Source organism: Streptomyces sp. RGM 3693 (genome assembly GCF_050471125.1).
GTDB lineage: Bacteria > Actinomycetota > Actinomycetes > Streptomycetales > Streptomycetaceae > Streptomyces.
This window is the reverse complement of record NZ_JBMPPQ010000001.1, coordinates 3,499,359-3,524,127: the sequence shown is the minus strand read 5'-3', so window position 1 is coordinate 3,524,127 and position 24,769 is coordinate 3,499,359. Positions and strand designations below refer to the sequence as shown.

The following is a 24,769-nucleotide window of genomic DNA, read 5'->3' as shown; positions in this document are numbered from 1 at the left end:
GCGGGGCGGGGCCGAACGGCCCTGGCGGGCGGCCGCCGGGGGCCTTCTACTGGCCGGCAGCCAGTGCGTCAGCAGCGTCAACAGGACAGGGAGCACGCCGTGAACGACATCCCGGCCCGGCACACCGCCGGCACCGCCACCGACTCCACGCTGGGGGCCTGGGCCGACCGCGAGGCGTCCCGCCGCAGCACCGAACTGGACCGCACCGAGGCCCTCCGGCTGCTGGGCAGCGTGTCGCTGGGCCGGATCGTCTTCACCCAGGACGCGCTGCCGGCCATCCGCCCGGTGAACCACCTCCTCCACCACGGCGAGGTGATCATCCGCACCCACGAGGGGGCGGCGCTGACCACCTTGACCGAACACGCGGAGGACGAGGGGGTGGTCGTCGCCTACGAGGCCGACGCCATCGACCCGGCCACACACTGCGGCTGGAGCGTCGTAGTGACCGGCTACTGCCACCTGGTGACCGACCCCGACGACCTGGCGCACTACCAAGCGTTGCTGCACCCCTGGACCGACCACCGGATGGCCCATGCGCTACGGATCCGCCCGGACCTGGTCACCGGGGTGCGGCTGTCGCACTAGGACCGGTCCAACTCCGTGCGCCGTCCTCCTGGTCGCACGGTGGGGAGGTGGGTCACACCAGGTGCCGACCGCCGTCCACCCGCACCACCTCGCCCGTGGTGTACGCGGCATGGGCCAGCGCGTAGACCGCCTCGGCGACGTCCTCGGGGGTGCCGACCCGGCGCTGCGGGGTGTGGGCGGTGATCCACTCCTGCGAGCCCTCCCACACCTCCGGGGCCTCGTCGTACCAAGGGGTGTCCACCAGGCCGGGTGCCACCGCGTTGACCCTGATGTCGGGGCCGAGGGTGGCGGCGAGCAGCCGCGTCATGTGGTCGACGGCGGCCTTGCTCACGGCGTAGGGGATCGAACTGCCCATCGCCCGGCTGCCGGAGACCGAGGAGATGTTGACGATCGAACCGCTCCCGGTGGCCTTCAGATGCGGGACGGCGGCGGTGGTCACCTGCCAGGTGCCGATGACGTTGACGTCGAGGATGTCGCGCCAGACCGCGCCGTCGACGGCGGACAGGTCGTCGAGCGGGATGAAGCGGGTCTGGCCGGCGTTGTTGACGAGGATGTCGAGCCGGCCGAACCTCTCGATCGCGGTGTCGACGAGGCGCTGGGCATCTGCCGGGTCCGAGATGTCGCCCTGAACGTACAGCGCGTCCGGCAGCGCGGCGGCGAGGGCGGCTCCGGTTCGGGCGGACGAGGCCGAGTTGACGACCACGCGCAGTCCGGCGTCCGCCATGCGGCGGGCCACTGCGGCGCCGATACCGGATGACGAACCGGTGACCAGGGCGACGCGCTCTTCACTCACACGGACCTCCACGCAACTCACGTCAGGAATAGGGAACTTCGCCTCGCGGACCGACGGGCCGCCGGCCGCGCGGAGGATCCCTGACGACGCGCGGGTTCCACTAGAATATCACTCAGGGAAATTCTCATTCCACAATGCGAAATATAGGTAGGGCGGGCTCCCTAGCCATGGGCGTACGGACCGAGGGCCGGGCGGCGCCCCGGCCCCGCCCCTCACCGCCCCGGCGCCCCCGCGCGGAGCCCGTCCATCACGAGGTCGAGGAGGCGGCCGGCGCGGGAGTGCCAGTCGGCGTGCGGGTCGAGCTGCCAGAGGCCGGCGATGGCGAGGAGGAAGTCCTCGGGGGTGACGCCGGGGCGGATGGTGCCGGCCTCCTCGTTCGCGGTCAGGAGGAGGGCGACGGCAGCGGTGAGGGGGCCGCGGGCCACGGCGGCGAGGGCGCCGGGGGCGGTGGTGGCCTTGCGCAGGGCGGCGGCCAGGCCGGCCTTGGCCATGGCGTACTGGGCGAGGCGGTCCATCCATCCGCGCAACGCCAGGTCCGGTGGCTGGGTGGCCAGGAGGTGCGCCGCGGCGTCGCAGACCTGTTGGACCTCGTGGCGGTAGACCTCCAGGACGAGGGCCTCGCGGTTGGGGAAGTTGCGGTAGAAGGTGCCCTGTCCGACGCCGGCCTTCTTGGCGATCGCGCTCAGCGGGACATCGGCGGCGTGCGTCAGCTCGGTCAGGGCCACTTCCAGGATGCGGTCGCGATTACGTCGCGCGTCCGAGCGCAGGTGCGCGTCCTTGGGATGCTGCACGCGTCCTCCTCCCGGAATGCGCTGGTGAGTTGGGCTCGTTGACGGGTGAAGCGTGGCGAACAATTGGCCTTGCTAACCGGACACCTGTCCGTTAAGTTTCAACGGTAGTGGACAGCTGTCCGCTTGAGGACCACCATAGCGGCCGACGAGTGGCAGATGAGACCAGCTGGGGAGCCTGACGGCCACCGCGACCGGTGTCCCACCACCACGCCCCACGGCATCCCGCCGCGCTGCCCGCAGCACCTTCCGACGCTGCGACGCACCGCACCACCCGTCCGCCCGGACCACCCGATTCCGCCTGGCCGATGCCGCCCGGCGGGGACGGCCCGATCTGCTGACCTCCTGCGGGGGCCGGCGTCCCCGACCGGGGGCCGGCGCGCCCCTCGACGCGTGAGACCCGAAAGAAGGCTGAGCTCATGGCCCCATCGACGGCCGGTGCCATCACCTTGACGATCAACGGCGAGAAGCACACGCTGCCCGTCGACAACCGCACCACCCTGCTCGACGCACTGCGCGAGCGGCTCGATCTGACCGGCACCAAGAAGGGCTGCGACCAGGGGCAGTGCGGTGCCTGCACGGTGCTGCTCGACGGGCGCCGGGTGGTGTCCTGCCTCCAGCTGGCGGTGGCCGCCGAGGGGCGGGAGATCACCACCATCGAGGGCGTCGCGGACGGGGACCGGCTGCACCCGGTGCAGCAGGCGTTCCTGGACCTCGACGGTTACCAGTGCGGCTACTGCACGCCCGGACAGATCTGTTCGGCCATCGCCGCGATCGAGGAGCACGCCGCGGGCTGGCCCAGCGCGGCCACCGCCGACGTCCGGCCGGAAGCGGGCGTTCCGCCGCTGACCGCCGACGAGATCCGGGAGCGGATGAGCGGCAACCTCTGCCGCTGCGGCGCATACGTGTCGATCGTGCAGGCGGTCGCGCGGGCAGCGGGGGACTCGGCGCTCGCCGGTCCGACGGACGAGACGAACGTGGCGGGTGCGGCATGAGGGAATTCGACTACCGGCGGGCGTCCGACATACCGGGCGCGGTGGCGCTGCTCGGCGCGGAGCCCGAGGCGCGCTACCTCGGCGGCGGCACCAACCTCGTCGACCTGATGAAGAGCGGCGTGGAGCGACCCGCGCTCCTCGTCGACGTGCGGGAGCTGCCGCTCGACCGGATCGAGATCGCCGACGACGGCGGGCTGCGGATCGGGGCGACGGTCACCAACAGCGACCTGGCCGCCCATCCCGAAGTGCGGCGTCGTTACCCGGCGTTGACGCAGGCGGTGCTGGCCGGCGCCTCGGGACAGCTGCGCAACATGGCCACGGTGGGCGGCAACCTGCTCCAGCGGACCCGCTGCGCCTACTTCACCGACCTGTCCCAGCCCTGCAACAAGCGGCTCCCCGGCAGCGGTTGCCCGGCCGTCGCAGGCGAGCACCACAACCACGCGATCCTGGGTGCCTCCCCGCACTGTGTGGCCGTCCACCCCTCGGACATGGGGGTCGCGCTGGCCGCCTTCGACGCGGTCGTCCACTACGCCACCGAGGACGGGCCGGGCGCGTTGCCGCTCTCGGAGTGCTACCTACCGGTCGGCGACACCCCGCACCGGGAGACCGCACTGCCGGCCGGCGCACTGATCACCGGCATCACCCTGCCGCCCGCGCCGGTCGCCGCCGCCTCCCGCTACCGCAAGGTGCGCGAGCGGGCGTCGTACGCCTTCGCCATCGGGTCGGTGGCCGCCGCCCTCGACGTCCGGGACGGCACCGTCCGCGACGCCCGACTGGCGTTCGGGGCAGTCGCGTCCCGGCCGTGGCGCGCGCACGCGGCCGAGCGCGCGCTGATCGACGGACCGGCCACCGCCGAGGCGTTCGCCGCCGCCGCGGACGCCGAACTGGCCGCCGCCGAGCCGCTGCCCGGCAACGCCTACAAGGTGACGCTGATCCGGAATCTCGTCGTCGCCGTGCTGACCGAGCTGGCCGAGGAGACCCGGCGGACCGAGGAGACCACCCGATGACCACCACGACGACCGGAACCACCCCGGTGACCGGCGCCGTCGGCACCGCGCACACCCGCATCGAGGGCCGGGACAAGGTCACCGGCGCGGCCCGCTACGCCGCCGAGATCCCCTTCGCCGAGCTCGCCCACGGCTGGCTGGTGGTGTCCACCATCACCCGCGGCCGGATCCGTTCGATCGACACCGCGCCCGTCCTGGCCATGCCCGGCGTGCTGACCGTGCTCCACCACGGGAACTCCCAGCCCCTGGAGTCGAACTACCCCGGCCCGATGGGGCCGCCCGACCCGGCACTCCAGATCTTCCAGCACGACCGGGTGCCCTACGCCGGCTGGCCGGTGGCGCTGGTCGTCGCCGAGACCTCCGAACAGGCCCGGGAGGCCGCCGAGTCACTGGTGGTCGAGTACGACACGGAACCACACGACGTGGCGTTCGTCACTGGGCACCCGGCGACCTACGTCCCGGAGAGCACACCGCGGGCCGCGGCGGAGCAGGAGAAGGGCGACCTGGCGGCCGAACTCGCCGCGTCCGCCGTCGTGGTGGACGCGGAGTACACCACTCCGGAAGAGCACCACCATCCTATGGAGCCGCACGCCGCGGCCGCGTACTGGGACAGCGGTCGGCTCGAAGTCGTCGACTCCAATCAGAGCAGCATCTTCGTCGCCCAGGAACTCGCGCGGCTGTTCTCGCTCGACCCGTCCGCGGTCCGGGTGCGCTCCGAACACGTCGGCGGCGGCTTCGGCGCCAAGGGCACCCGCGCGCACCAGGTGGCGGCGGCGATGGCGGCAACGATCCTGCACCGCCCGGTCCGCGTCGTCCTGACGCGGCGTCAGATGTTTTCGCTGATCGGCTACCGCAGTCCCACAGCGCAGCGGGTCCGGCTCGGCGCCGACCCCGACGGGCGACTGCGGGCCCTGCACCACCAGGGGCTGAACCAGACGTCGACGGTGCACGAGTTCGTCGAGCGGAGCGCCGACGTGGCCCGGGCGATGTACGACGCCGACGCCCACCACACCGTCAACCGCGTGGTCCGGCTCGACGTGCCGACCCCGACCTGGATGCGCGCCCCGGGCGAGGCGCCGGGCTCGTTCGCGCTGGAGTCCGCGCTCGACGAACTCGCCGAGCGGTGCGGCATCGACCCGATCGCCCTGCGCGCCCGCAACGAGCCGACGGTGGGCCCCATCTCCGGGCTGCCGTACAGCGGCCGCAAGCTCCTCGCCTGCTTCGAGGAGGGCGCCCGCAGGTTCGGCTGGGCCGACCGCGACCCGCGACCCGCGGTGCGCCGCGACGGGCGCTGGCTGCTCGGGACCGGCACCGCGGCTGCCTCGTTCCCCACCCTGGCCGGTCCGTCCACGGCGGGCGTGACGGCCGAAGCGGACGGCACCTTCACCGTGCGGATCACCGCCGCGGACATCGGGACCGGCGCGCGGACCGCGCTGACCCTGGTCGCCGCGGACGCGCTGGAGGTGCCGCCGGACCGGGTGACGGTTCGGATCGGCGACAGCGACTTCGGTCCGGCGATGCTCGCCGGCGGCTCGGCGGGCACCCGCTCCTGGTCCTGGGCGGTCACCCTCGCGGCCCGCGCGCTGCGCGAACAACTCGCGTTGGGCGGCGACGTTCCACCGGAGGGGATCACCGTACGGTCGGACACCACGGAGGCCATCGGCGCCCTGCCGCCCCGTGAACGGCACGCCTTCGGTGCGCAGTTCGCCGAGGTCGCGGTGGACGTCACGACCGGCGAGGTGCGGGTCCGGCGGATGCTGGGCGTCTTCGCAGCCGGCCGGATAGTCAACCCGCTGACCGCGCGCAACCAGTTCGTCGGCGGCATGGTCTGGGGGCTCTCCATGGCCCTGCACGAGGAGGCGGTCCGGGACGGGGTCACGGGCACCCACGTCGGCCCCGACCTCGCCGGCTACCACGTCGCCGCCAACGCCGACGTCCCGCTCATCGAGGCGGATTGGGTGGACGACCCGGACGAGGACGACCCGGTGGGCATCAAGGGCATCGGCGAGGTCGGCATCGTGGGTGCCGCGGCGGCCATCGCCAACGCGGTCTGGCACGCGACCGGCGTCCGTCACCGGCACCTGCCGATCCGCCCGAACCGGGTGCTCACGTCCTGGGACGGCGCGCTGCCGCAGTCGTCCGACGGTCGCGGCTGACAGCCGGCGGTCGCCGCTCCCACCCAGGAGCGGCGACCGTCTTCGGCGGACCTGCTCCGCCGTTCCCCCCACCGTGCCACCCGGCAGCCAATGGCCGCCGGGTGGCACCGGTCATGGCCGGGTCAGCGCACGTGGACGGTCCGCACGCTGGTGGTGAAGTCCGCGCGGGGGTGGCCCCCGTGCGGGCCGTCGACGCCGAAGAGCACCCCGCGGAACTGCAGGACGCCACGGTGCGCGGCCTTGACCTTCACGTCGACCTTGGCCTCACCGGCGTCCATGTTCACGACGTGGCCACACTTGACGGTGTGCCAGGCGCCGTGCGTGCCGACGCGCTGCTGCGCACAGAACTCGGCGTACCGGAGGGCGTCGCTGTCGCCGCGCCCTGTGAGGTGCACGGCCTGGCCCAGCTTGACGGTGCCGGGTGACGCACTGAGGGTGGCGCTGCCCTTGGCGAACGCCGGGGTGACGGCCAGTACCGCCACGGCCGCGCCCATGGCCCCCACCGCGGCGAAGCGGGCGACGCCCCGACGCCCGCGGACCCCCCGCGCCGCGCGTCCGTTCCCGATCTTCTCCACTTGCTCTGTCATTTCTGTCCTCCCCTTTGAGGTGGGCCGTTGTTACGACCCACCACACAAGAGGGGGATATGGCGCAGTACGTTCCCGGCAGCGGCACCAAATGCCGTACGCCCCACCCTCGATGGGGGGACAACCCCACCCCGACCACCCCGGCCAGCAGCATGGCCCACCAGACCCGATCGTCCCTACGGTGGCCGCATGCCGATGACCGTGAACGTCCCCGCGCCGAGGGCCGGATGTGCCCCACGGGCCGCCGTACGACACCTCCCCCGCCGGGCGGCCGCCGCGCTCCTCACCGCCGCCGCCCTCCTCACCGGACTCGTCCCCGCCCGGGCCGACGCCGCGACACCCACCGCCCACCCGTCGCCCTCCCGACTCCAACGGGACGCCGACGCGGTGCGCGACACCGGTGTCACCGGCGTCGCGGTCCGACTGACGACGGACCACCGGTCGCGCACTGTCCGCAGCGGCACCGGAGACCTGTCCACCGGACGGCCCGTACCGCCAAACGGATTCGTCCGGATCGGCAGCAACACCAAGACGTTCGTGGCGACGGTGGTGCTCCAACTCGTGGGCGAGGGACGGCTGTCGCTCGACGACACGGTGGAGAGGTGGCTGCCGGGCGTGGTGCGCGGCCACGGCAACGACGGGCGCCGGATAACGGTGCGTCAGCTGCTCCAGCACACCAGCGGCCTGCCGGACTACACCGGCGAGGTCGCCCCGCACCCCAGTGCCGCCGAGTACCACCGCAACCGTTGGACGACTCACACCTCCGCGCAGCGCGCCGCGTTCGCGCTGCGTCACCCGCCGTCCTTCGAGCCGGGTGCGCGCTGGCAGTACTCCAACACCAACTACGTCCTCGCCGGGATGGTGATCAAGGCGGTCACCGGCCACTCCTGGGAGCACGAGGTGCGGGCGCGGATCCTGCGCCTGCTCCACCTCACGCACACCTTCGCACCGGGCAACGACCCGTACCTCCCCCGCCCGCACGCCGCCGACTACCAGCAGTTCGCCCCCGGCGCCCCGCTGATCGACACCACCGTCGCCTACCTCCCCTTCGACGGGGACGCCGACGGCTCGATGATCAGCACGACGGCGGACACCAACGCGTTCTTCTCGGCGCTCGTCCGGGGCCGGCTGCTGGCCCCCGCGCAGCTGGCCGAGATGCGCCGGACGGTGGCGGTGCCCGGCGACCCGGGCACTCCGCCCGGCGGCCGCTACGGGCTGGGCCTGTCCTGGACTCCGCTGACCTGCGGCGGCGGGTACTGGGGGCACAGCGGTGACGGCTACGGCTACATGCTCTGGCCCGCCACCACCGCCGACGGCCGGACCACCGTCACCGTCTCCCTGCACAGCCGCCCCGGTGACCCGGACACCGCCACCCGCCAGATCCGGGCCACCACCGCGCTGATCGACCATGCCCTGTGCGACGTGCGGCGCGCGAAGGACGGAGCACGTCGCGGCTGAATTCCGGTGCGATCCGGGGTATCTGTGCCGGTGGCTGCGCGAGCGCCGGGCCCGGGTCGCCTTGGAAGGGAGCGGTTGTGGTGGAGCGGACGACGTGTTGTGTGGTGGGCGGCGGACCTGCCGGAATGGTGCTCGGACTGCTGCTGGCGCGGGCCGGGGTGGCGGTGACGGTCCTGGAGAAGCACGGGGATTTCCTGCGCGACTTCCGGGGGGACACCGTGCACCCGTCCACGCTGGCGCTGCTGGACGAGTTGGGGCTGAGCGATCGGTTCGCCAGGCTGCCGCAACGGCGGGTGACGGCCGTTCAGCTGCCGCTCGGGCCGGACGGCGCTCTGACGACCGTGGGGAACATCGCCGCGCTGGGCGGCCGGTTCAACTACGTCGCGATGGTGCCGCAGTGGGACCTGCTCGACCTGCTGGCGGACGAGGCCCGGCGGGAGCCGTCGTTCTCCGTGCGGATGAGCACCGAGGTGACGTCGTTCCTGAAGGAGCGCGGCCGGGTGACGGGGGTGCGGTACCGCACGGCCGACGGCCGGACCGGCGAACTGCGGGCGACGCTCACGGTGGCCTGCGACGGCCGGGGTTCGCTCGCCCGGGCCCTGCCCGAACTCGGGCTGCGGGCCTTCAGCTGCCCCATGGACGCCTGGTGGTTCCGGCTGCCGCGGCACGACGGCGATCCGCACGGTCTGGTGGGCGGCGCCGGCGACCGGCTGCTCGCCGCCCTGATCGACCGCGGGGACTACTGGCAGTGCGCCGCGCTGATCCCCAAGGGCACGGACGGGGTGCGGCGCGCCGCCGGCCTGGAGGCGTTCATGGTGAACTTCGCGTCGGCCGCGCCCTGGCTCGGCGATCGGGTGCGGGCGCTGGACTCCTGGGACGAGGTCAAACTGCTGGACGTGCGGCTGGACCGGCTGCGGCGCTGGCACCGCCCCGGACTGCTGTGCATCGGCGACGCGGCGCACGCGATGTCGCCGGTCTTCGGGATCGGCATCAACCTCGCGGTGGAGGACGCGGTGGCGGCCGCCCGGCACCTGGTCGGGCCGCTGCGGGCCGGCGCGGTCGGCCTGCCGGACGTCCGTGCCGTGCAGCGCCGCCGGTGGCCGACCGCGGCGCTGACGCAGGCGTTGCAGCGGTTCGCCCACTCCCGGGTCATCGCACCGGTACTGGCGGGCCAGGCGCCGTTCGGCCACCCCCGGCGGGCCCAGTGGGTGGCCGAGCGGCTCACCACCTCACGGTGGCTGAACCGGGTCCCGGCGTACTTCCTCGCCTACGGGGCGGTACGCGAGCGCCCGCCGGCCGAGTCGGTGCGCTGAACCGGTGACGGGGGCGCGCACGCCCCCGTCACCGCCCCGTCACGCCGTCACTCGCCTCTCTCCGTCACTCCGTCACCTCCGCCAGCCGGAAGGGTCCGGCCCCTCCGGGGGCGTACATCAAGGGCAGGCTGCGGCCCAGCGGAACGACCACGATCGGTTCCTCGCGGTACTCCCGCAGGAAGTGCTCCAGCGGCTCCCAGATCATGCTCCGGTACCCGGCCTCGGTCCGCTGGCGCTCGAAGGACAGGGTCAGCGCGGATTCCTCCACGGTGACGCTCACCGCGTCCACCTCGACCCACTCCCCGCCGATCCACGCTTCGAGTCGTACGTATGACATGACGCAAGAGTGCCCCGTCCCCCACTGGACTCGCAATCAGCGGGGAACGGGGCCGGGCGGCGCGGGCCGGGTTCACGGGCGAGCGGCGTGCCGCCCAGGTCACAGAGCGCCGGGCGCGGCAGGCGTTCCTCGTTCCCGGCCGCCCCGGCACGGTGTCACGGTGACGGTGTCACTGTGACGGTCGTTGCGTTCCCACGCCGCATTTCTCGGCGATGGAATTTTTTGGGGCATCCGGGCCCGGCCCGGCGGTATCGGATTCCTTTGCGGATTGGCTCTTGGAATTCCGGCGCATTTCCTGGAGACCCTTTTGAATTCCATTGCGCAGCCATTTACCCAGAGGCCGTTCCACCAGTCGGTGCACGGCGTAGGAAAGCATCACCATGAACGCGACGATGGAGAGCAGGAGGACCGGCGCCGGCATCTTGTTGCGCAGCATGTCGATGAGGGTGAATCCGATGTACATGTGCAGGAGATACAGCGGGTACGTCAGCGAGCCGGCGGTCAGCAGCCAGCGCCACCGCACCTTGTCGAATACGCCGAGGGCGATGGCCGCCATGACGGCGAAGGCCAGGATGACGCCCACGCGGGCCGGCCAGCCGTGCGCCATGCTCGCCTTGGCTCCGACGTTCATCACCAGGCGGCCGCGGACGTAGTGCTGGGCCAGCAGGAATTCGACCGCGACGATCGCCCAGAGGAGGAGCGTGGGCTTGAAGCGGTGCATCAGGTAGAAGGCGATGCCCGCGATGAAGTAGGGCGAGTAGGGAGCGATCGCCCACACCGAAAGAAAGTTGCTGTTGGCCTTGAGGGCGACGACACCGGCCACCGTCCACAGCCCGCAGAAGAGCACGCACCTGCGGTAGGTGACACCGCGGTACACGACGAGGGCGAAGAGCAGGTAGAACTTCAACTCGACGAAGAGGGACCAGTAGACATCGTCGAGGTCGGAAACCCCCACGCCCTGCTGCAGCATGGTGAGGTTTGTCAGCACTGTTTCCAGATTGTCCGCACTGCGGACCCGCGGCCAGATCATGAGTACGGCCGCGGTCAGCAGCACCCCGACCCAGTACGCGGGATAGAGGCGGGAAGCCCGGGATTTCACGAAGTCGCCGAGCGAACGCCCCCAGGCGCTCATGCAGATGACGAATCCGCTGATCAGGAAGAAGACTTCGACGCCCAGCCAGCCGAATTGGGACAGGTGGTAGATCGTCGGCGAGATCGCATGCGGATCATTGCCCCAGCCATCACGGAGGGTGATGTAGTGATACGCCAGGACCATCAGCGCCGCCACGAGGCGTAGTCCGTCCAGGACATAGAGTCTGGATTGTCCTTGCCCCTTCCCTGGTGCGGCCAGATTTCCAGGCAGAGCAAAGGGCATACCGTGGTTCCTCAACTTCGTAGGGCAGTGTTCCACTCCATCCCATCTCATGGCCGGGACGGAGGAGGCAAGTTCGGTTGAAATAATCGCAAAGATTTTGGCCATGGCGCACATCGAGCGTTACGTAAATCACGTTTCGACCGATGCTGGATGTCGTGGGCGAATCCGGGTCAATACGGATACCCCGTACCCGATGACCGACTCTTCCACATGCCCGGGACGCGCGGGGAACACTATCCGGAACTTCTGATTCCGCCGTCGCACACCCGACCCCGGCACTGCCGTTCCCTTGCGCTTCGACTTTCAGAAACCTTCCCGCCATCCCGTATTCGTATGCTGCGCCATAAGGGTTCCGGAGCGTATTTGACAGCGGCACGGGAAAAACCGGCGCGCTGGCCGGCGGGAATTTTCCGCGGGACCGGGGGACGGGGACGGCTTGGCGTTGACGGGCCGTGGCGCCCCCTCCGCTCCGGTGGCCGACCACCGCCGCTGCGCCCTCACTCCACGTGCACACCCCTCCGGCCCAGCACCGCCCGCGCCACCCGCCCGGGGCGAGTAGGACGGAGTGGACGGCTCGCGCGGAGGAGCGGTGCGGAATGCAGATGGTGGTCGACCTCAACCGGTGCCAGGGGTACGCGCAGTGCGTTTTCCTCGCGCCGCAGGTGTTCGAGCTGCACGGCGAGGAGGCGCTGCGCTACGCCCCCGCGCCCCCGGACGCGCAGGCGGAACGGGTGCGGCGGGCGGCGGCGGCCTGCCCGGTACAGGCCATCCTCGTCGGCGCACAGGCCGGCGCGGCGGCCGGGGCGGGTGCGGATGCCGATGTCCGCTGACCTGAAGAAGGGGCGGATCGTCATCGTCGGCGCGTCCCTGGCCGGACTGCGGGCGGCCGAAACCCTGCGGGACGAGGGCTTCACCGGGGACCTGACCCTGGTCGGCGACGAGCCGCATCCGCCGTACGACCGACCGCCGCTGTCGAAGCAGGTGCTGCTGGGCCGGGTACCCGCGGCGGATGTCGGTCTGCCGGCCCGCCGCCCGGTGGACGCGCGGTGGAAGCTGGGGGTGCGCGCCAGTGGGCTCGACCCGGCCACGAAGGACGTGTTGTTGGCGAACGGCGAGCGGCTGCCGTTCGACCGACTGCTGATCACCACCGGGACCCGCGCCCGGCCCTGGCCGCATCCCGATGAAGCCCGCCTGGACGGCGTGCTGACGGTGCGGACGCTCGACGACGCGGGCCGGCTCGCCGAGCGTCTGGACGCCGGGCCGCGCCGGGTCCTGGTCATCGGGGCGGGGTTCACCGGCTCGGAGATCGCCTCGGCCTGTCGGGAGCGCGGCCTGGAGGTGACGGTCGCCGAGCGCGGACCGGCGCCGCTGGTCGGGGCGCTCGGCGGCACGCTGGGGGCGTTCGCCGCACGGTTGCAGCGCGCGCACGGCGTCGATCTGCGCTGCGGGGTGACGGTCACCTCGCTCACCGGCAGCAACGGGCGGCTGACCGGTGCCGAGCTCTCCGACGGGAGCCGGATCGACGCCGAGGTCGCGGTGGTCGCCCTGGGCGCCGTGCGCAACACCGAGTGGCTGGGCGGCACGGGGCTCGCCGCGGGCCCGCGGGGTGTGGCCTGTGACGCCGGGTGCCGGGCCTTCGACATGTACGGGATCGTCACCGACGACGTGTTCGTGGCCGGGGACGTGGCCCGTTTTCCGCATCCGCTCTTCGAGTACCAGATGTTGGCGCTGGAGCACTGGGGGAACGCCGTGGAGCAGGCAGAGGTGGCGGCGCACAACATGGTCAACCCCGGGCCGCTGCGGCGCCCGCACCTGGCGGTGCCGGCCTTCTGGTCCAGTCAGTTCGGGCTGAACATCAAGTCCGTCGGCGTCCCGACCTTCTCGGACCAGGTGACCATCGCCCAGGGCTCCATCGAGGAGGGCCGGCTGATCGTGGTCTACGGGTACCGCGGCCGGGTCACCGCCGCGGTCAGCGTCAACCGCGCCAAGTGGCTGGAGTACTACCGGCGTCTGATCGAGACCGCGGCGCCGTTCCCGCCCGAGCCGGGCGCCGCCGACCGGCCCGCGTCCCCGCAGGTCGTGCCCTCCGACGTCCCGGACCCGAAGGTGCTCTCGCACGGCCCGACCGTCGCGCTCACCGGTCATCTGCCGGACCGGCGCCTGGCCGTGGTGCGCCCGATGGGCTGACCGCCGCACCGGGTGCCGCCCGTCCGCCGCTTGCCCCTGCCCTCGACGAGGAGAGCCCCGCGCATGTCCACGGAGACCCTGCTGGAACGGATCAACGCCTACGCCAGCCGCGCCAACCCGTACCCGCTCTACGCCGAACTCCGTGAGCACGGTGTGGCGCGGCAGAACGACGGCAGCTACCTGGTCGGCACGTACCGCGAGATCGCCGCGCTGCTGCACGATCCGCGGATCAGCTCGGACGTGCGCCACCGCACCGCCCCCGACGCGCTGGGCAGGTCCGGCGAGCTGCCTCCGTCCTTCATCGGCGTCGACGACCCCGAGCACGACCGGCTCCGCCGGCTGGCGATGCGCCCCTTCGGCCCACCGCACTCCCCCGGCCGGGTCGACGCGCTGCACGGGGACATCGGGGACATCGCCCGGGAGCTGATCGACGGATTGCGGGACCGGGACCGGATCGACCTGGTGGACGACTTCGCCTACCCGCTGCCGGTCACCGTGATCTGCCGCCTACTGGGCGTCCCCCGGGAGGACATGCCCGAGATCCGTGGCTGGACGAACACCATCATCGCCTCCCTGGACCGCTCCCCCGACGACGATCCGCAGGCGAGGCAGCGTGCGGGCGCGGAGGCGCGGGTCGCGATGGCCGGCTATCTGGGCGGGCTGGCCGACCGCCGGCGGAAGCACCCGGCCGACGACATGATCTCCGCCCTGGTGCACGACGACGGGCCCGAAGGGCGGCTCAGCAAGCCGGAGTTGATGACGACGCTGACCCTGCTGATGATCGCGGGGCACGAGACGACGGTCAATCTCATCACCAACGGAATGCTCACACTGCTGCGCCGCCCGGACGCACTGGAGCGGCTGCGTCGGGAGCCGGAGCTGATGCCGTCGGTGGTGGAGGAACTGCTGCGGTACGAGCCGCCGGTCCAGATGTTGCCGCAGCGCACCCCGTTGACCGACGTCGAGGTGGGCGGGGTGACCATCCCTCAGGGCGCTCCGCTGTTCCTGATCCTGGCGTCCGGCAACCGGGATCCGCTGCGGTTCGAGGACGCCGACCACTTCGACCCGGCCCGTCGGGACAACCAGCACTTCGGCTTCGGCAGCGGCGTCCACAACTGCTTCGGCGCCCCGCTGGCCCGCCTGGAGACGCAGGTCGCGCTGGCCGAGTTGCTGCGCCGCCTGGACGGTCCGCGCCTGGTCGAGGATCCCCCGCCGTACCGGCAAAGCCCGATCTTGCGCGGGCCCCGGCACCTGCCGATCGTCAGCGGTGTCCGGGCGGGCGCGGGGACATGAGGGAGCGTCAGGGACCCGTACCTGCTGCCGTTTCGGCGGATTCCCCTCGTCCGGCTGCGCCGGGGGTGGTATCAGCGGGCCGCCCCCGGTGCCGACGACGGCCGCGATAAAGAGAGTGCCGCCCCTTCCCCGACCATGTAATGTGCACAGCCGTTAAGTGACACTTACTCGGGAGGGTTCGATGGTTCCGGAACTCGTCAGGATCTGGGCGGCCGGCTGGGTCGTCTCACGTCAGCGCCCCCGGGCCGTCGAGCATCCCTGGGGGCTCTACATCGACGTGGGCCTCCCGGACCAAGTAGGCCGCCATGTACTGCCCGACCCCGACGCGTCCTCGGTGCGCGCGGCCACCGCGTCGGTGACCGCCCCGCACACCTGGCTGAAACTGCCCGTGGAGACGGAGACGGCGGACTCGTGGCTCCCGGAAGGCTGGGTGGCGGACAAGGAGGAGTCGGGGCACCTGATGACCGCGGACCTCCGGGCCACCCATCCGGTGGCGCCGGACGGATATCGCACGACCGTGGAAACCACGGACGGCGTCACCTACGTCCGAGTACGCGACGCGCACGGCGAGTTCGCCGCCACGGGGCAGATGGCCGTCCTCGGCCCGGCCACGGTCGTCGACAAGGTGGTGACCGAGGAGGCGCACCGCCGGCGCGGTCTGGGCCGCTTCGTGATGCGCACGCTCGCCAACCACGCCGTGGCCGAGGGGGCGACGCTCGGCATCCTGGGCGCGACCGACGAGGGCCGGGCCCTGTACGAATCGCTCGGCTGGCAGCGGCGCGCAGGACTCGCGGCCTGCCTCCATCGCCCGTAGCCGAAGCCCGACGACCCCGTATCCGCAGGTGATCGGCCCCACTCGCCGGTACCACTTGACCCTCACATCAAGGTGAAGTTTCGACGATACTGAGCACGGAAGCACCGAACCACAACAGGCACAAGGTGAGCCCCATGGACAACCAGCTCTACGACTACAGCCCGATCACCGAGCGGGACCCGATCTCCTGGCCGGGCGGCGCTCGATCGCCTTCTACGTCGGGCTGAACGTCGAGCACTACCAGGTCGACCGCCCGTCGACGAGCAACTTCCCCGGCACCGCCGGACTCGCCCCGGACCCGCTCAACTACGGCTGACGCGATTACGGTCCGCGGGTGGGCATCTGGCGGCTGATCGAGAGCCTCGACCGGCACGGGATCCGCGCCAGCGTGATGCTCAACTCCGACGTCGGCGAGCGCTACCCGCAGATCATCGAGGCCGGCCGGGCCCGGAACTGGGCCTGGGTCGCCCGCGGGAAGAACAACTCCCTCTTCCAGGCGGACATGACGCCCGACGAGGAGCGCGCCTTCCTGACCGAGGTCGTCGGCGCCATCGAGAAGACCACCGGCCACCGCCCCGCGGCTGGCTCGGCCCGGCCCTCACCGAGACGTTCGAAACCCCGAAGCTCCCCTCCGAACTGGGCCTGAACTACGTACTGGACTGGAGCAACGACGACCAGCCCTACCGCCTCAACGTGCCGGGCATGCTCAGCGTCCCGTATTCCATCGAGGTCAACGACATCAGCCTGTTCGTCGGCAAGAGCCTGAGCGGCCCGGACTTCGCACAGATCGTCAAGGACCAACTGGACCAGCTGCACGAGGACGCGGCGGACAGCGGCCGGCTGATGTCGTTGGTGCTGCACCCGTTCGTCATCAACCAGCCGTTCCGCCACAAGTACCTGGACCAGGCACTGGAGCACATCGCCCAACACCCCGGGGTGTGGCTGACGACCAGCGACCAGATCGCCGAGCACTACGCCCAGACCACCGCCGAGATACGGGCCTGACCTCGCCGCCCTGACATCACCGGGCGCCGCGTTGGAGGGGCCCCCATCGGGCACCCCCCAACGCCCCGTCCCGCCCCGCACCTTCCACTACACACCCCTTCCGCCCGATTGATTGCATTTACTCCATGTATCAGCCGGAGGGCATGGCACTGACCCCGGCCGCCGCCCCTGCGGTACTGACCGGCCTGGCGGCCCGGTTGCCGCCCCCCGAGGTCACCGACGCCGACCTCCGCACCCATCTGGGCACCTCGGACACCTCAGCCACCTGGAACCGCGAACGGCTCGGCACCTCCGTCCGGCGCCGTTCGGACCCGAAGACGACCACCGGGGATCTGGCTGCCGAGGCCGGCGCCCGCACCGCGGTCGCCGAGACCCTGGGTGTCCCGCCCGAGCGGGTGCCGGCGACCATCGGGACGGCAGGGGGAACGCCTCCGTCCCCCCACTTCCGTAAGGAAGTGGCCCTGTACGCCGCCCGACTGGAGCGCACCCTCGCCACCGCACCGGATTGCCCGGCGAACCGATCGTCCCTGAGGCACCGCTCCCCCGGGCCGGCACCGTTCGCCCGGGCCGGCATCGACGCCCTGGCCGTCGCCGTGCTCTGCATCGCGCCGGAGGACCAACTGGGCCTGACGGACGGCCTACTGCCGCCCGCGCGGCAGCCCTCACGACGGTGACCTGCGGTGGGTGCTAGGGCCTGTGCGGAGTTCGGATCACTGGATCGATTGTTCCCGTCCCAGGAGAGCGTCAGCTCCGGTGCCAGGCCCGCCGACAGGGTCGTGGAGCAGTTCGCCGAATCGGCGTGCGAGCGCGGCGGTCAGCCGGTCTCGTGCCCGAGTCAGTCGCTCGATGCGCTGGTTGAGCTCGGCCACCCGCCGGATGGTGACATCGGCGACCGGGCAGTGGCCCGGCCCGTCTTCGCCGGTCACCCCGGCGGTCTCGTCATCGGAGGGAGACCTCGTGTCGAGGACATGGGCGAAGGCCCGTACGTCACCTATCGTCAAGCCCGTATCGAGCAGCTCACGGATGGCACGCAGCCGCTCGATGTCATGCTGCCCGTAGTCGCGATGACCCGACGGCGTGCGCCGCGCCGTGAACAGCCCCCGCTGCTCGTAGTAGCGCAGCGCCCTCGGGGTGAGGCCCGAGGCCGCCGCCGCATCACCGATCCGCATCGTTGCTTCCTCCTCGGGGTCAAGGCTTCAGAGCTCTACCAACACCGCTCCGACATGGCGCCCTTCGAGCAGCTCGCACAACGCCCGTGGTGCTTGATCGATTCCCGACAGCCGGGTGTGCGGGAAGGTGAGGGTGCCCTCGTGCAGCCCACGGCTGAACTCCTCGAACCACTGGGGGATCGCGTCCAGGTGATCGCTGCCGGACATGCCGCGCAACGTGATGCCCCGCAAGATGAGGGCGCCCGTGTCGATCCCGACCGGTGCGGTGAAGCCGCCCGACATCTGGCCGGACAGCGTGCCGACAAGACCGACGCGGGCACCGCGGCGGGCGAGGGCCAGCGCGGCCAGCAGCTGTTCCCCGCCGACGTTGTCGAAGACCGCGTCGATGCCGGCGGGAGCCGCCTTGCGCAACTGGTCTTCAATCGGGCCCGCATCCCGGGTGACGACGGCGTCGTAGCCGAGTTCCTCGACCAGGTACGTGCCCTTGTGCCGGGAGCTGGTAGTGCCGATCACCCGCGCCGCTCCTCGCAGGCGGGCAAACTGCCCGGCCAGGGAGCCGACGCCACCTGCCGCAGCGGTGACCAAAACCGTGTCCCCGGGCCGCACCTCGGCTCCCCGCACGATGCCCAACCACGCGGTCAGCCCCTGTGACAGGTGGGCAGCCACATCCGGCAGAGCTCCGGCATCGAGACGCTGAGCGTCGGTTTCGTCGATGACCGCATACTCGCGCCAGCCACCGTTGTGGGCGATGAGATCGCCGGGTTCCAGGCCGGTGCCCGGCGCCGCGATCACCACGCCGATCGCCGGTCCGCCCAGGACCTCTCCCGGCTCGTAGGACGGCATGGGCAGATCGGGGTTGCCCCGCACAAGGGTGTCCATCACCGCAGTGACGCTCATCAGCCGGTTGCGCACGAGCACCTGCCCTGAGCCCGCCTCGGGCACCGGAGCCTCGACAGTGCGGAAATGGCCCGCGCTGAGGGGGCCTTGCGGACGTGTGGCCAGACGTACCTCTCGATGGGTGGCGGGGACGGCAGTGGTCATCAGGACTCCTCGACAAGAAGGCGGGCGGAACCCGCAGAGCGCGGCCGCCCCGTATAAGGCCGGCGCACGAATCCCGGCGACGTTAGAACCTGACGCACACGTCAAGTGCAAGCTCCCACCCGGACCCAAGGCGCCGAGCCGGTTTCGGCGCACCGGCCCTATCACAAGTGGAGTCCTGGCACAGGCGCTACCAGGTGCACCACGGCACGCTGACGTGCTCCTCGCCCCGGGCCTAAGCACTTGGGCCGCCCTGGATGGGGCATCCACCATCCTGCGCCGTCTCGGCGTTCGTGACGCTGGTGGATTGGGGCCTGCGCGGAGCCGTGCTCAATGGGAGGGACGGAGGCTGCGGAGCCAGCTGATCGCGCCGGGTAAGTGGAGTCCGGCCAGGTAGCTGGCCGGGGTCTTGTCGTAGCGGGTGGCGATACCGCGCCACGCTTTGAGTTTGTTGATCAGGCGCTCGACGGTGTTGCGGTCCCGGTAGAGGCCGGCGTCGTGGGTGACGGGCCGCCCGCCACGACGGCCCTTCTTCTTCCGGTGGGCGGCCTGGTCGGCCTTCTCCGGGATGACCGCCTTGATCCCGCGGGCGCGCAGGTGGGCGCGGTTGCAGCGCGAGGAACACGCCTTGTCGCCGGCGACCGCGTCGGGCCGGGTACGCGGTCGGCCCACCGGGCCGGGGACCTTGATGGCCCGCGGGACAGGGATGAACTGCGGGCTGCCGGCGGCCTGCCCGGGGGTGAGCACGAAGGACAGCGGACGGCAGCGCCGTTCGGCCGCGAGGTGCACCTTGCTGGTCAGCCCGCCCCGCGAACGCCCCAGGGAGGCGGCCTTCAGCCGTGCGCGGCGCCTGCGACGGACCCGGCGCCGCTCGGCACGGGCAGGGTCGGCCGCGGCGGAGTCTTCGGCTCCTTCTTGATCGTTTTGTGTCTTTCTGCGGCCCCCTTTGAGGGCTCGATGGCTTCCTCCAGGACGGCCAGGACGTCCTCACTCACCTGTGCGCCCGCCGCGTCGTGATGCGCATGGACGACCGTGGAGTCCACGCTGACCAGCGACAGGTCTACCTGTCCGCGCCGTGCGACCTCGGTGATCATCACCTCCCTCAGGCCCTGGAACACCCCGGCATCGCGCCACTGGCAGAACCTGTCGTAGACCGTCGACCAGGGCCCGAACTCCTCCGGCATCTCCCGCCACTGGCTCCTGGTACGAACCCGCCAGACCACACCCTCGAACTGGTCCCGCAGCCGGTGCGGATACGGCCCGAATCCGCCTATCGGCAGCAACGACTCCACCAACGCCCAATCGTCATCGCTCAGTTCACGTCTCGCCACACGAATGTTCTACCGGCACGTTCATCACGACTCCGCACAGGCACTAGGTCAGCGGATCCGCTGCGAGCAGGCCCGCCAGCACCCGCCGGACCACCCGCTCGAAGCGTGCTCCGGCCTCGCCGGACGCCCCGGCACCGGGCTGGTTCCCGCCGGCCGGGCCGCCCGCCGCTCCCCCGGCCAACGCCCGTGCCAGCAGGGGATGTCCGCCCCGCCCGGCCACCGCGCCCAGGTAGGCGGACTGCGCCGCCTGACGACCCGTCGGTGACCGGCGGGCGCGGAGTTCGACCCCGGACAACATGGCGACCAGGGCGTTCAACACGGCAACCGCCTCCAACTTCCGCTGCCCGGTAAGGTCCGCCACCGGCTCCAGCGCACGCAGCGCGAACTCCAGGTAGTCCAACCCCCGCGGCCCGACCCGCATCGCCTCCGGCGCCACCTCCAACAGCCACGGATGCCGCAGTTGGACCTCCTGCGTCCGGGCGGCCAACGCGACCAGATCCGCCACCGGATCCCCCGTCAGCTCGACATCGAGGTCGATCTCCCCGGTCACGGCGTCCACCATCAGATCCACCAGGTCATCCCGGCCGGCCACATACCGGTAGAGCGACGCGGGCCCGGTGCCCAGCTCCCTGGCCACCTGCCGGACGGACACCGCGGCCAGGCCGCCCCCGTCGGCAAGCCCGATCGCGGCCGCGGTGAGCTGCTCCCGGCTCCGCTCGGGCGCGGGCCCCCGCGCACCCCGCTCGGGCCGCTCCCACACCAAGACGGCCCCGGCCTCCTGGTCCTCCTTACCGGCCATCGGACCTCACCCGCCCCTTCCGTAACCCAACCCTCTACTGATAACTATAACTACATAACCGCGAACATCGTTCGCAGTATCACGCAGGCGCCGACGCAGACACCGGCCGAGCCGGAAGGGAACACGATGACGTCAGAGGTCTCGCCCCCCGTATGGAGCCCCGTATGGAGCCCGACCCAATGGGCATCCAACGGTGAAGTCCGGCTCGCCTACGACCGGTTGCTGCCCGAAGAAGCCGGTGGGGAGCCCCTCCTCCTGGTGACCGGCCTGGGCGTCGCCCGACACTGGTGGCCCACCGGCCTGGCCCGGGCACTGGCCGCCCGGGGATTCACCATCGCCCGCTACGACCAGCGGGACGCGGGCGAATCGACACACCTGCCGCCCACCGCCCGCACCGGCCCGATCACCGCCCTGCTGCGCAAACGCGGTGACGCCTACACCGCCGAGGACATGACCGACGACGCCATCGCCGTGCTGGACGCCCTGGGCTGGGACTCCGCGCACCTCTTCGGCCAGTCGCTCGGCGGCGCGGTCGCCCAGCGCATCGCGCTGCGTCATCCCCGGCGCATCCGCACCCTCACCTCCGTCTCGGCCGTCCCTGGCGACAGCGCCGGCCTGGCCACCCTGCGCCACATCCGGCTGCGCACCCTCGCCCGACTCGCCCGCATGGGGCGGCGCTCCCACCTCCTCGAAGGGCACATCGAGGCGGGGGTGGCGCTCGCCCGCCTCCTCCACTCCCCCGCCCACCCCTTCGACGAGCCGGCCATCAGGGCCATGCTGGCCGAGACCCCCGACCCGGGCGTCCGGGACGCCCGCAGTCAGAGCCGCCAGATCGGCGCACAGTGGAGCGGGCCCGCCATCGGCCGCATCACCGCACCGACCCTGGTCCTGCACGGTCTGGACGATCCCCTCGTCAAGCCGTCGGCGGGTCGCACGGTCGCCGCCCGTATACCGGGCGCACGTTTCGTCCCCCTGCCGGGAGTGGGTCACGACCTGCCGGAACCGCTGTGGGAGGACGTCGCCCACCAGGTACGCCAACTCGCCGGCGGCTGACGCCAACTGGCCGCGCGCGACCCCGTACGCCCCCGCACTACCCCGCTCCCCGACGGCGTCCACACCGCGATGCGGGACCGGTCGGCACCCGGACTGAGCATCCGAGCCGTCGGGGGCGCGTGGCTCCCGTAGGGAAGGAGGCGTTGCGGCGGCGCCCCGTCCGCCGCCTCCCGGGACCCGCCGGACGCACACTTGCGGACGCCCACCGGGCACTGTGGACTGCTCGGGTGACGACGACTCGGACCCTGTACGTGATCGCCTGCGCCGCCCCTCCCACCCGCCGCATCGAGATCCCCCTCCGTGCCGCCCGGACCGCCGGCTGGGACGTCTGCCTGGTGCTGACGCCCGCCGCCTACCGATGGGCGACCGAGGATGCCGAAGGCGAGATCGAGGCCCTGGCCGAACTCACCGGACACCCGATCCGCCACCAGCACAAACTCCCGAGCCAGGAGGACGTACTGCCGCCACCGGACGCGATCCTCGCCGCCCCTCTGAGCTGCAACAGCCTCAACAAGTGGGCCGCCGGGATCTCCGACACGCTGGCGCTCGGACTGCTGACGGAGGCAATCGGCCTACGGATCCCGACGATCGCACTACCGTGCTGGAACGCCGCGCAGCATGCGCACCCCGCCACCGCCGGGAGCGTCGCCACTCTGCGGGCCGCCGGCGTCACCGTACTGCTCGGGGACGACGGGTTCGTACCGCACCCACCCAAATCCGCACAGCGGAGCGCCTTCCCTTGGCACGCCGCCCTGGACGCCCTCCCCTGATAGCGTCGCCCCGCACCCCCGCCTCCCCCACGTCATCCATCTGCACCTTGACGCCACCGCCGGGCGGGCATCCTCACAGAGGCGTGCTCTACTGCCGCAGCACCACCCCCCACCCTTCCCCTGCACGAAGGAGACCGCGAACATGCCGCACTCCCGGACATCCGACGACATGTCACCCAACTCCACGCCTGCCGCCTCGCCCGCTGCCGCCGATCGGCCCTTGGTGGGACGCCGCTGGGTACTGGCGGGCCTGGCCGCGGCGGCCCCGGCGGTGCTCGCGGCCTGCGGTGGCCACAAGGGGGCCGCGGCTGCCCTCAGCCCCCACGGCTCCGGGAAGGCCACACCCGGGAACTCCACCGTGATCATGATCATTCGGCACGGCGAGAAACCCGACAAGCACCACCCCGGCATCGACGAACACGGCCACGAGGACCACAAGTCGCTCACCCAGCGCGGCTGGGACCGGGCCAACGCGCTGCCCAAGCTCTTCGATCCGCCCGCCGGACGGCCGCTCCCGGCCGGCATCCAGCGCCCGCGCACGATCTACGCCGCAACCGACCAGGGCCCGAACGCCGGCGCGCACCGGATGCGACAGACCGTCACCCCGCTCGCCCGTCACATGGGCCTGACGGTCAACACCGACTTCGCCGAATCCGAGGAGGGCAACCTCGCGAAGGGCGCCCTCTCCGCCACCGGGCCGGTGCTGATCTGCTGGGAGCACAGCCGTATCCCCGACATCGTCTCCGCGCTCGGCGCGTCCGACACCGACGTCCCCAGCGAGTGGCCCGACCGCTTCGACCTGGTGTGGGTGTTCACCCACGCCAACGGCACCTGGGCGTTCCGCCAAGTCAACCAGCACCTGCTCCCCGGCGACGCCTGACGAGGCAACGCGTACCTGAGGGTGGCATCCCCCGCCGATCAACCCACGGGTGGAGACCACCATTCCACCCACGCTCCGACGCGCCACGACTCCGCTGAGTGATGCACTGTTCTCGGAACGGCACCCGCTCACAACGACGAGCGAACCGCGGGCGGCAGGCGGGACGTTACGACCCGCCGAAAGCGGCAAGCAGCAGACCGCACGCGGACAGCGACCATGAGGAGTGGAGGTGACAGCGACCGACGGCGGATGCCTTCCCTCACCCACGCCTCACCACTCACGGGGAGCCCAGCATGGCGGACAAGGTTTCACACCCACTCTTCGCACGCATCTATCCACGCATCAGCGACTACGCGGACGCGCATGGTTCGCTGGACCACCGCCGGGAGTTGCTGTCGGGCATCCGCGGCAGCGTGGTGGAGATCGGGGCGGGCACCGGCGCGAACTTCCGGCACTATCCACCGGAGGTGGAACGGGTCGTCGCGGTCGAACCCGAGCCCAGACTCCTTGACCACGCCGTACGGGCCGCGACGCAGGCGACCGTACCCCTTGAGGTGGTGCCCGGCCGGGCCGAGCGACTGCCGCTCGCCGACGCGAGCATGGACGTCGCAGTGACCTCGCTGGTCCTGTGCACCATCGCGGACGTGCCCGCCGCACTCGCGGAGGTCCGACGGGTCCTCAAACCGACCGCTGAACTGCGCTTCTACGAACACGTCCGAGCACAAGAGCCACGCGTCTACCGGCGGCAGCGGATACTCAACCCGCTGTGGCGACTGGCCGGCGGAGGGTGCAACGTCACCCGGGACACCGAAGCCGCCATCCGCAGGGCGGGTTTCACGATCGAGACCGTGCGCCGGTTCGACTTCCGTCCCAACGGCAGATCCACCCCGGCTTCCCCATCGATCATCGGGACCGCTCGCCTGGCAGGGTGAGCGGCGAGGGCGAGGGCCCACACGTGAGGCGTGAGACAGGGCAACAGGTCAACAGGGTGACGGGCGTGGTGCGGAACGCCTCGGCGGGCGACCTCCGGGGCGCGCA

The 24,769-nt window shown here is 71.6% G+C and carries 25 protein-coding genes and 1 pseudogene; 17 read left to right on the top strand and 9 right to left on the bottom strand.

The genetic code is table 11. The features are described 5' to 3' along the window. Window positions 1-99: 99 nt before the first annotated feature. Window positions 100-585: a pyridoxamine 5'-phosphate oxidase family protein gene (locus tag ACO0M4_RS15445; RefSeq protein WP_430370740.1), complete on the top strand. Its 486-nt coding sequence runs from the start codon at window positions 100-102 to the stop codon at window positions 583-585. A 52-nt stretch (window positions 586-637) separates the two neighbouring features. Here ACO0M4_RS15445 and ACO0M4_RS15440 read toward each other — a convergent pair whose 3' ends face one another. Both ACO0M4_RS15440 and ACO0M4_RS15435 read right to left on the bottom strand, forming a co-directional pair. Beyond that, entirely contained in the window at window positions 638-1,378 is a 741-nt protein-coding gene (locus ACO0M4_RS15440; protein ID WP_430370739.1) for an SDR family NAD(P)-dependent oxidoreductase, read from the bottom strand. 212 nt (window positions 1,379-1,590) lie between these two features. Then, window positions 1,591-2,169, bottom strand: coding sequence for a TetR/AcrR family transcriptional regulator (locus ACO0M4_RS15435; protein ID WP_430370738.1), 579 nt, complete (start codon window positions 2,167-2,169; stop codon window positions 1,591-1,593). A gap of 416 nt (window positions 2,170-2,585) precedes the next feature. Here ACO0M4_RS15435 and ACO0M4_RS15430 point away from each other — a divergent pair, with 416 nt between their 5' ends. From ACO0M4_RS15430 to ACO0M4_RS15420, 3 genes are read left to right on the top strand one after another with little or no spacing between them, the layout of a single operon-like run. Beyond that, the gene (locus ACO0M4_RS15430; RefSeq protein ID WP_430370737.1) at window positions 2,586-3,161 is read left to right on the top strand and encodes a (2Fe-2S)-binding protein; all 576 of its coding nucleotides are present in this window, start codon (window positions 2,586-2,588) and stop codon (window positions 3,159-3,161) included. Continuing rightward, window positions 3,158-4,168 (top strand): FAD binding domain-containing protein, encoded by a 1,011-nt coding sequence (locus ACO0M4_RS15425; RefSeq protein WP_430370736.1) that lies wholly within the window; start codon window positions 3,158-3,160, stop codon window positions 4,166-4,168. Before ACO0M4_RS15430 ends, ACO0M4_RS15425 begins: the two co-directional genes overlap by 4 nt. Next, window positions 4,165-6,324, top strand: a complete 2,160-nt coding sequence (locus tag ACO0M4_RS15420; RefSeq protein ID WP_430370734.1) for a xanthine dehydrogenase family protein molybdopterin-binding subunit — start codon at window positions 4,165-4,167, stop codon at window positions 6,322-6,324. Before ACO0M4_RS15425 ends, ACO0M4_RS15420 begins: the two co-directional genes overlap by 4 nt. Window positions 6,325-6,446: 122 nt before the next feature. Here the strand turns inward: ACO0M4_RS15420 and ACO0M4_RS15415 are convergent, their stop codons facing one another. Further along, window positions 6,447-6,911, bottom strand: coding sequence for a hypothetical protein (locus tag ACO0M4_RS15415; RefSeq protein WP_430370732.1), 465 nt, complete (start codon window positions 6,909-6,911; stop codon window positions 6,447-6,449). A 187-nt stretch (window positions 6,912-7,098) separates the two neighbouring features. Here ACO0M4_RS15415 and ACO0M4_RS15410 point away from each other — a divergent pair, with 187 nt between their 5' ends. Then, a complete protein-coding gene (locus ACO0M4_RS15410) occupies window positions 7,099-8,367 on the top strand; it encodes a serine hydrolase domain-containing protein (protein WP_430370730.1) in 1,269 nt (422 codons plus the stop codon). Between the two features lie 80 nt (window positions 8,368-8,447). Beyond that, on the top strand, window positions 8,448-9,680 hold the full coding sequence (locus tag ACO0M4_RS15405; RefSeq protein WP_430370729.1) for an FAD-dependent oxidoreductase: 1,233 nt from the start codon (window positions 8,448-8,450) through the stop codon (window positions 9,678-9,680). A gap of 64 nt (window positions 9,681-9,744) precedes the next feature. On the opposite strand, the gene ACO0M4_RS15400 is transcribed toward ACO0M4_RS15405, so the two are convergent. Both ACO0M4_RS15400 and ACO0M4_RS15395 read right to left on the bottom strand, forming a co-directional pair. After that, the gene (locus ACO0M4_RS15400) at window positions 9,745-10,017 is read right to left on the bottom strand and encodes a hypothetical protein (RefSeq protein ID WP_430370727.1); all 273 of its coding nucleotides are present in this window, start codon (window positions 10,015-10,017) and stop codon (window positions 9,745-9,747) included. 169 nt (window positions 10,018-10,186) lie between these two features. Further along, window positions 10,187-11,392 carry an acyltransferase family protein gene (locus ACO0M4_RS15395; RefSeq protein ID WP_430370726.1) on the bottom strand — a complete coding sequence of 402 codons (1,206 nt, stop codon included), beginning with the start codon at window positions 11,390-11,392 and terminating at the stop codon, window positions 10,187-10,189. 596 nt (window positions 11,393-11,988) lie between these two features. Here ACO0M4_RS15395 and ACO0M4_RS15390 point away from each other — a divergent pair. From ACO0M4_RS15390 to ACO0M4_RS15360, 7 genes are all read left to right on the top strand, one after another. Further along, complete coding sequence (locus tag ACO0M4_RS15390) at window positions 11,989-12,222, top strand: ferredoxin (protein ID WP_430370724.1); 234 nt, start codon at window positions 11,989-11,991, stop codon at window positions 12,220-12,222. Beyond that, entirely contained in the window at window positions 12,212-13,579 is a 1,368-nt protein-coding gene (locus tag ACO0M4_RS15385; protein ID WP_430370723.1) for an NAD(P)/FAD-dependent oxidoreductase, read from the top strand. The genes ACO0M4_RS15390 and ACO0M4_RS15385 overlap by 11 nt, the downstream gene beginning before the upstream one ends. A gap of 63 nt (window positions 13,580-13,642) precedes the next feature. Further along, window positions 13,643-14,872 (top strand): cytochrome P450, encoded by a 1,230-nt coding sequence (locus tag ACO0M4_RS15380; protein ID WP_430370722.1) that lies wholly within the window; start codon window positions 13,643-13,645, stop codon window positions 14,870-14,872. 181 nt (window positions 14,873-15,053) lie between these two features. Then, the gene (locus ACO0M4_RS15375; RefSeq protein WP_430370721.1) at window positions 15,054-15,686 is read left to right on the top strand and encodes a GNAT family N-acetyltransferase; all 633 of its coding nucleotides are present in this window, start codon (window positions 15,054-15,056) and stop codon (window positions 15,684-15,686) included. 334 nt (window positions 15,687-16,020) lie between these two features. After that, a complete protein-coding gene (locus tag ACO0M4_RS15370; RefSeq protein WP_430370719.1) occupies window positions 16,021-16,332 on the top strand; it encodes a hypothetical protein in 312 nt (103 codons plus the stop codon). 56 nt (window positions 16,333-16,388) lie between these two features. After that, window positions 16,389-16,691, top strand: a complete 303-nt coding sequence (locus tag ACO0M4_RS15365; RefSeq protein WP_430370717.1) for a hypothetical protein — start codon at window positions 16,389-16,391, stop codon at window positions 16,689-16,691. A gap of 125 nt (window positions 16,692-16,816) precedes the next feature. Next, complete coding sequence (locus ACO0M4_RS15360; protein WP_430370715.1) at window positions 16,817-17,365, top strand: hypothetical protein; 549 nt, start codon at window positions 16,817-16,819, stop codon at window positions 17,363-17,365. A gap of 36 nt (window positions 17,366-17,401) precedes the next feature. On the opposite strand, the gene ACO0M4_RS15355 is transcribed toward ACO0M4_RS15360, so the two are convergent. The 4 genes and pseudogenes from ACO0M4_RS15355 to ACO0M4_RS15340 all read right to left on the bottom strand — a co-directional run bounded on the left by ACO0M4_RS15355 (window position 17,402) and on the right by ACO0M4_RS15340 (window position 21,028). Next, complete coding sequence (locus tag ACO0M4_RS15355) at window positions 17,402-17,860, bottom strand: MerR family transcriptional regulator (protein WP_430370714.1); 459 nt, start codon at window positions 17,858-17,860, stop codon at window positions 17,402-17,404. Window positions 17,861-17,887: 27 nt separating this feature from the next. Next, window positions 17,888-18,901 (bottom strand): MDR family NADP-dependent oxidoreductase, encoded by a 1,014-nt coding sequence (locus ACO0M4_RS15350; protein ID WP_430370713.1) that lies wholly within the window; start codon window positions 18,899-18,901, stop codon window positions 17,888-17,890. Between the two features lie 327 nt (window positions 18,902-19,228). Next, a pseudogene (locus tag ACO0M4_RS15345) lies at window positions 19,229-20,229 on the bottom strand (IS5 family transposase). Between the two features lie 43 nt (window positions 20,230-20,272). Continuing rightward, entirely contained in the window at window positions 20,273-21,028 is a 756-nt protein-coding gene (locus ACO0M4_RS15340) for a TetR/AcrR family transcriptional regulator (protein WP_430370712.1), read from the bottom strand. Between the two features lie 126 nt (window positions 21,029-21,154). On the opposite strand from ACO0M4_RS15340, the gene ACO0M4_RS15335 reads away from it, so the two are divergent. The 4 genes from ACO0M4_RS15335 to ACO0M4_RS15320 all read left to right on the top strand — a co-directional run bounded on the left by ACO0M4_RS15335 (window position 21,155) and on the right by ACO0M4_RS15320 (window position 24,663). Further along, complete coding sequence (locus ACO0M4_RS15335; RefSeq protein WP_430370710.1) at window positions 21,155-22,081, top strand: alpha/beta fold hydrolase; 927 nt, start codon at window positions 21,155-21,157, stop codon at window positions 22,079-22,081. Between the two features lie 227 nt (window positions 22,082-22,308). Further along, a complete protein-coding gene (locus ACO0M4_RS15330; protein WP_430370708.1) occupies window positions 22,309-22,851 on the top strand; it encodes a flavoprotein in 543 nt (180 codons plus the stop codon). 142 nt (window positions 22,852-22,993) lie between these two features. After that, complete coding sequence (locus ACO0M4_RS15325; RefSeq protein WP_430370707.1) at window positions 22,994-23,731, top strand: hypothetical protein; 738 nt, start codon at window positions 22,994-22,996, stop codon at window positions 23,729-23,731. Window positions 23,732-24,024: 293 nt separating this feature from the next. Continuing rightward, window positions 24,025-24,663 carry a class I SAM-dependent methyltransferase gene (locus tag ACO0M4_RS15320; protein ID WP_430370706.1) on the top strand — a complete coding sequence of 213 codons (639 nt, stop codon included), beginning with the start codon at window positions 24,025-24,027 and terminating at the stop codon, window positions 24,661-24,663. Window positions 24,664-24,769: the final 106 nt, after the last annotated feature.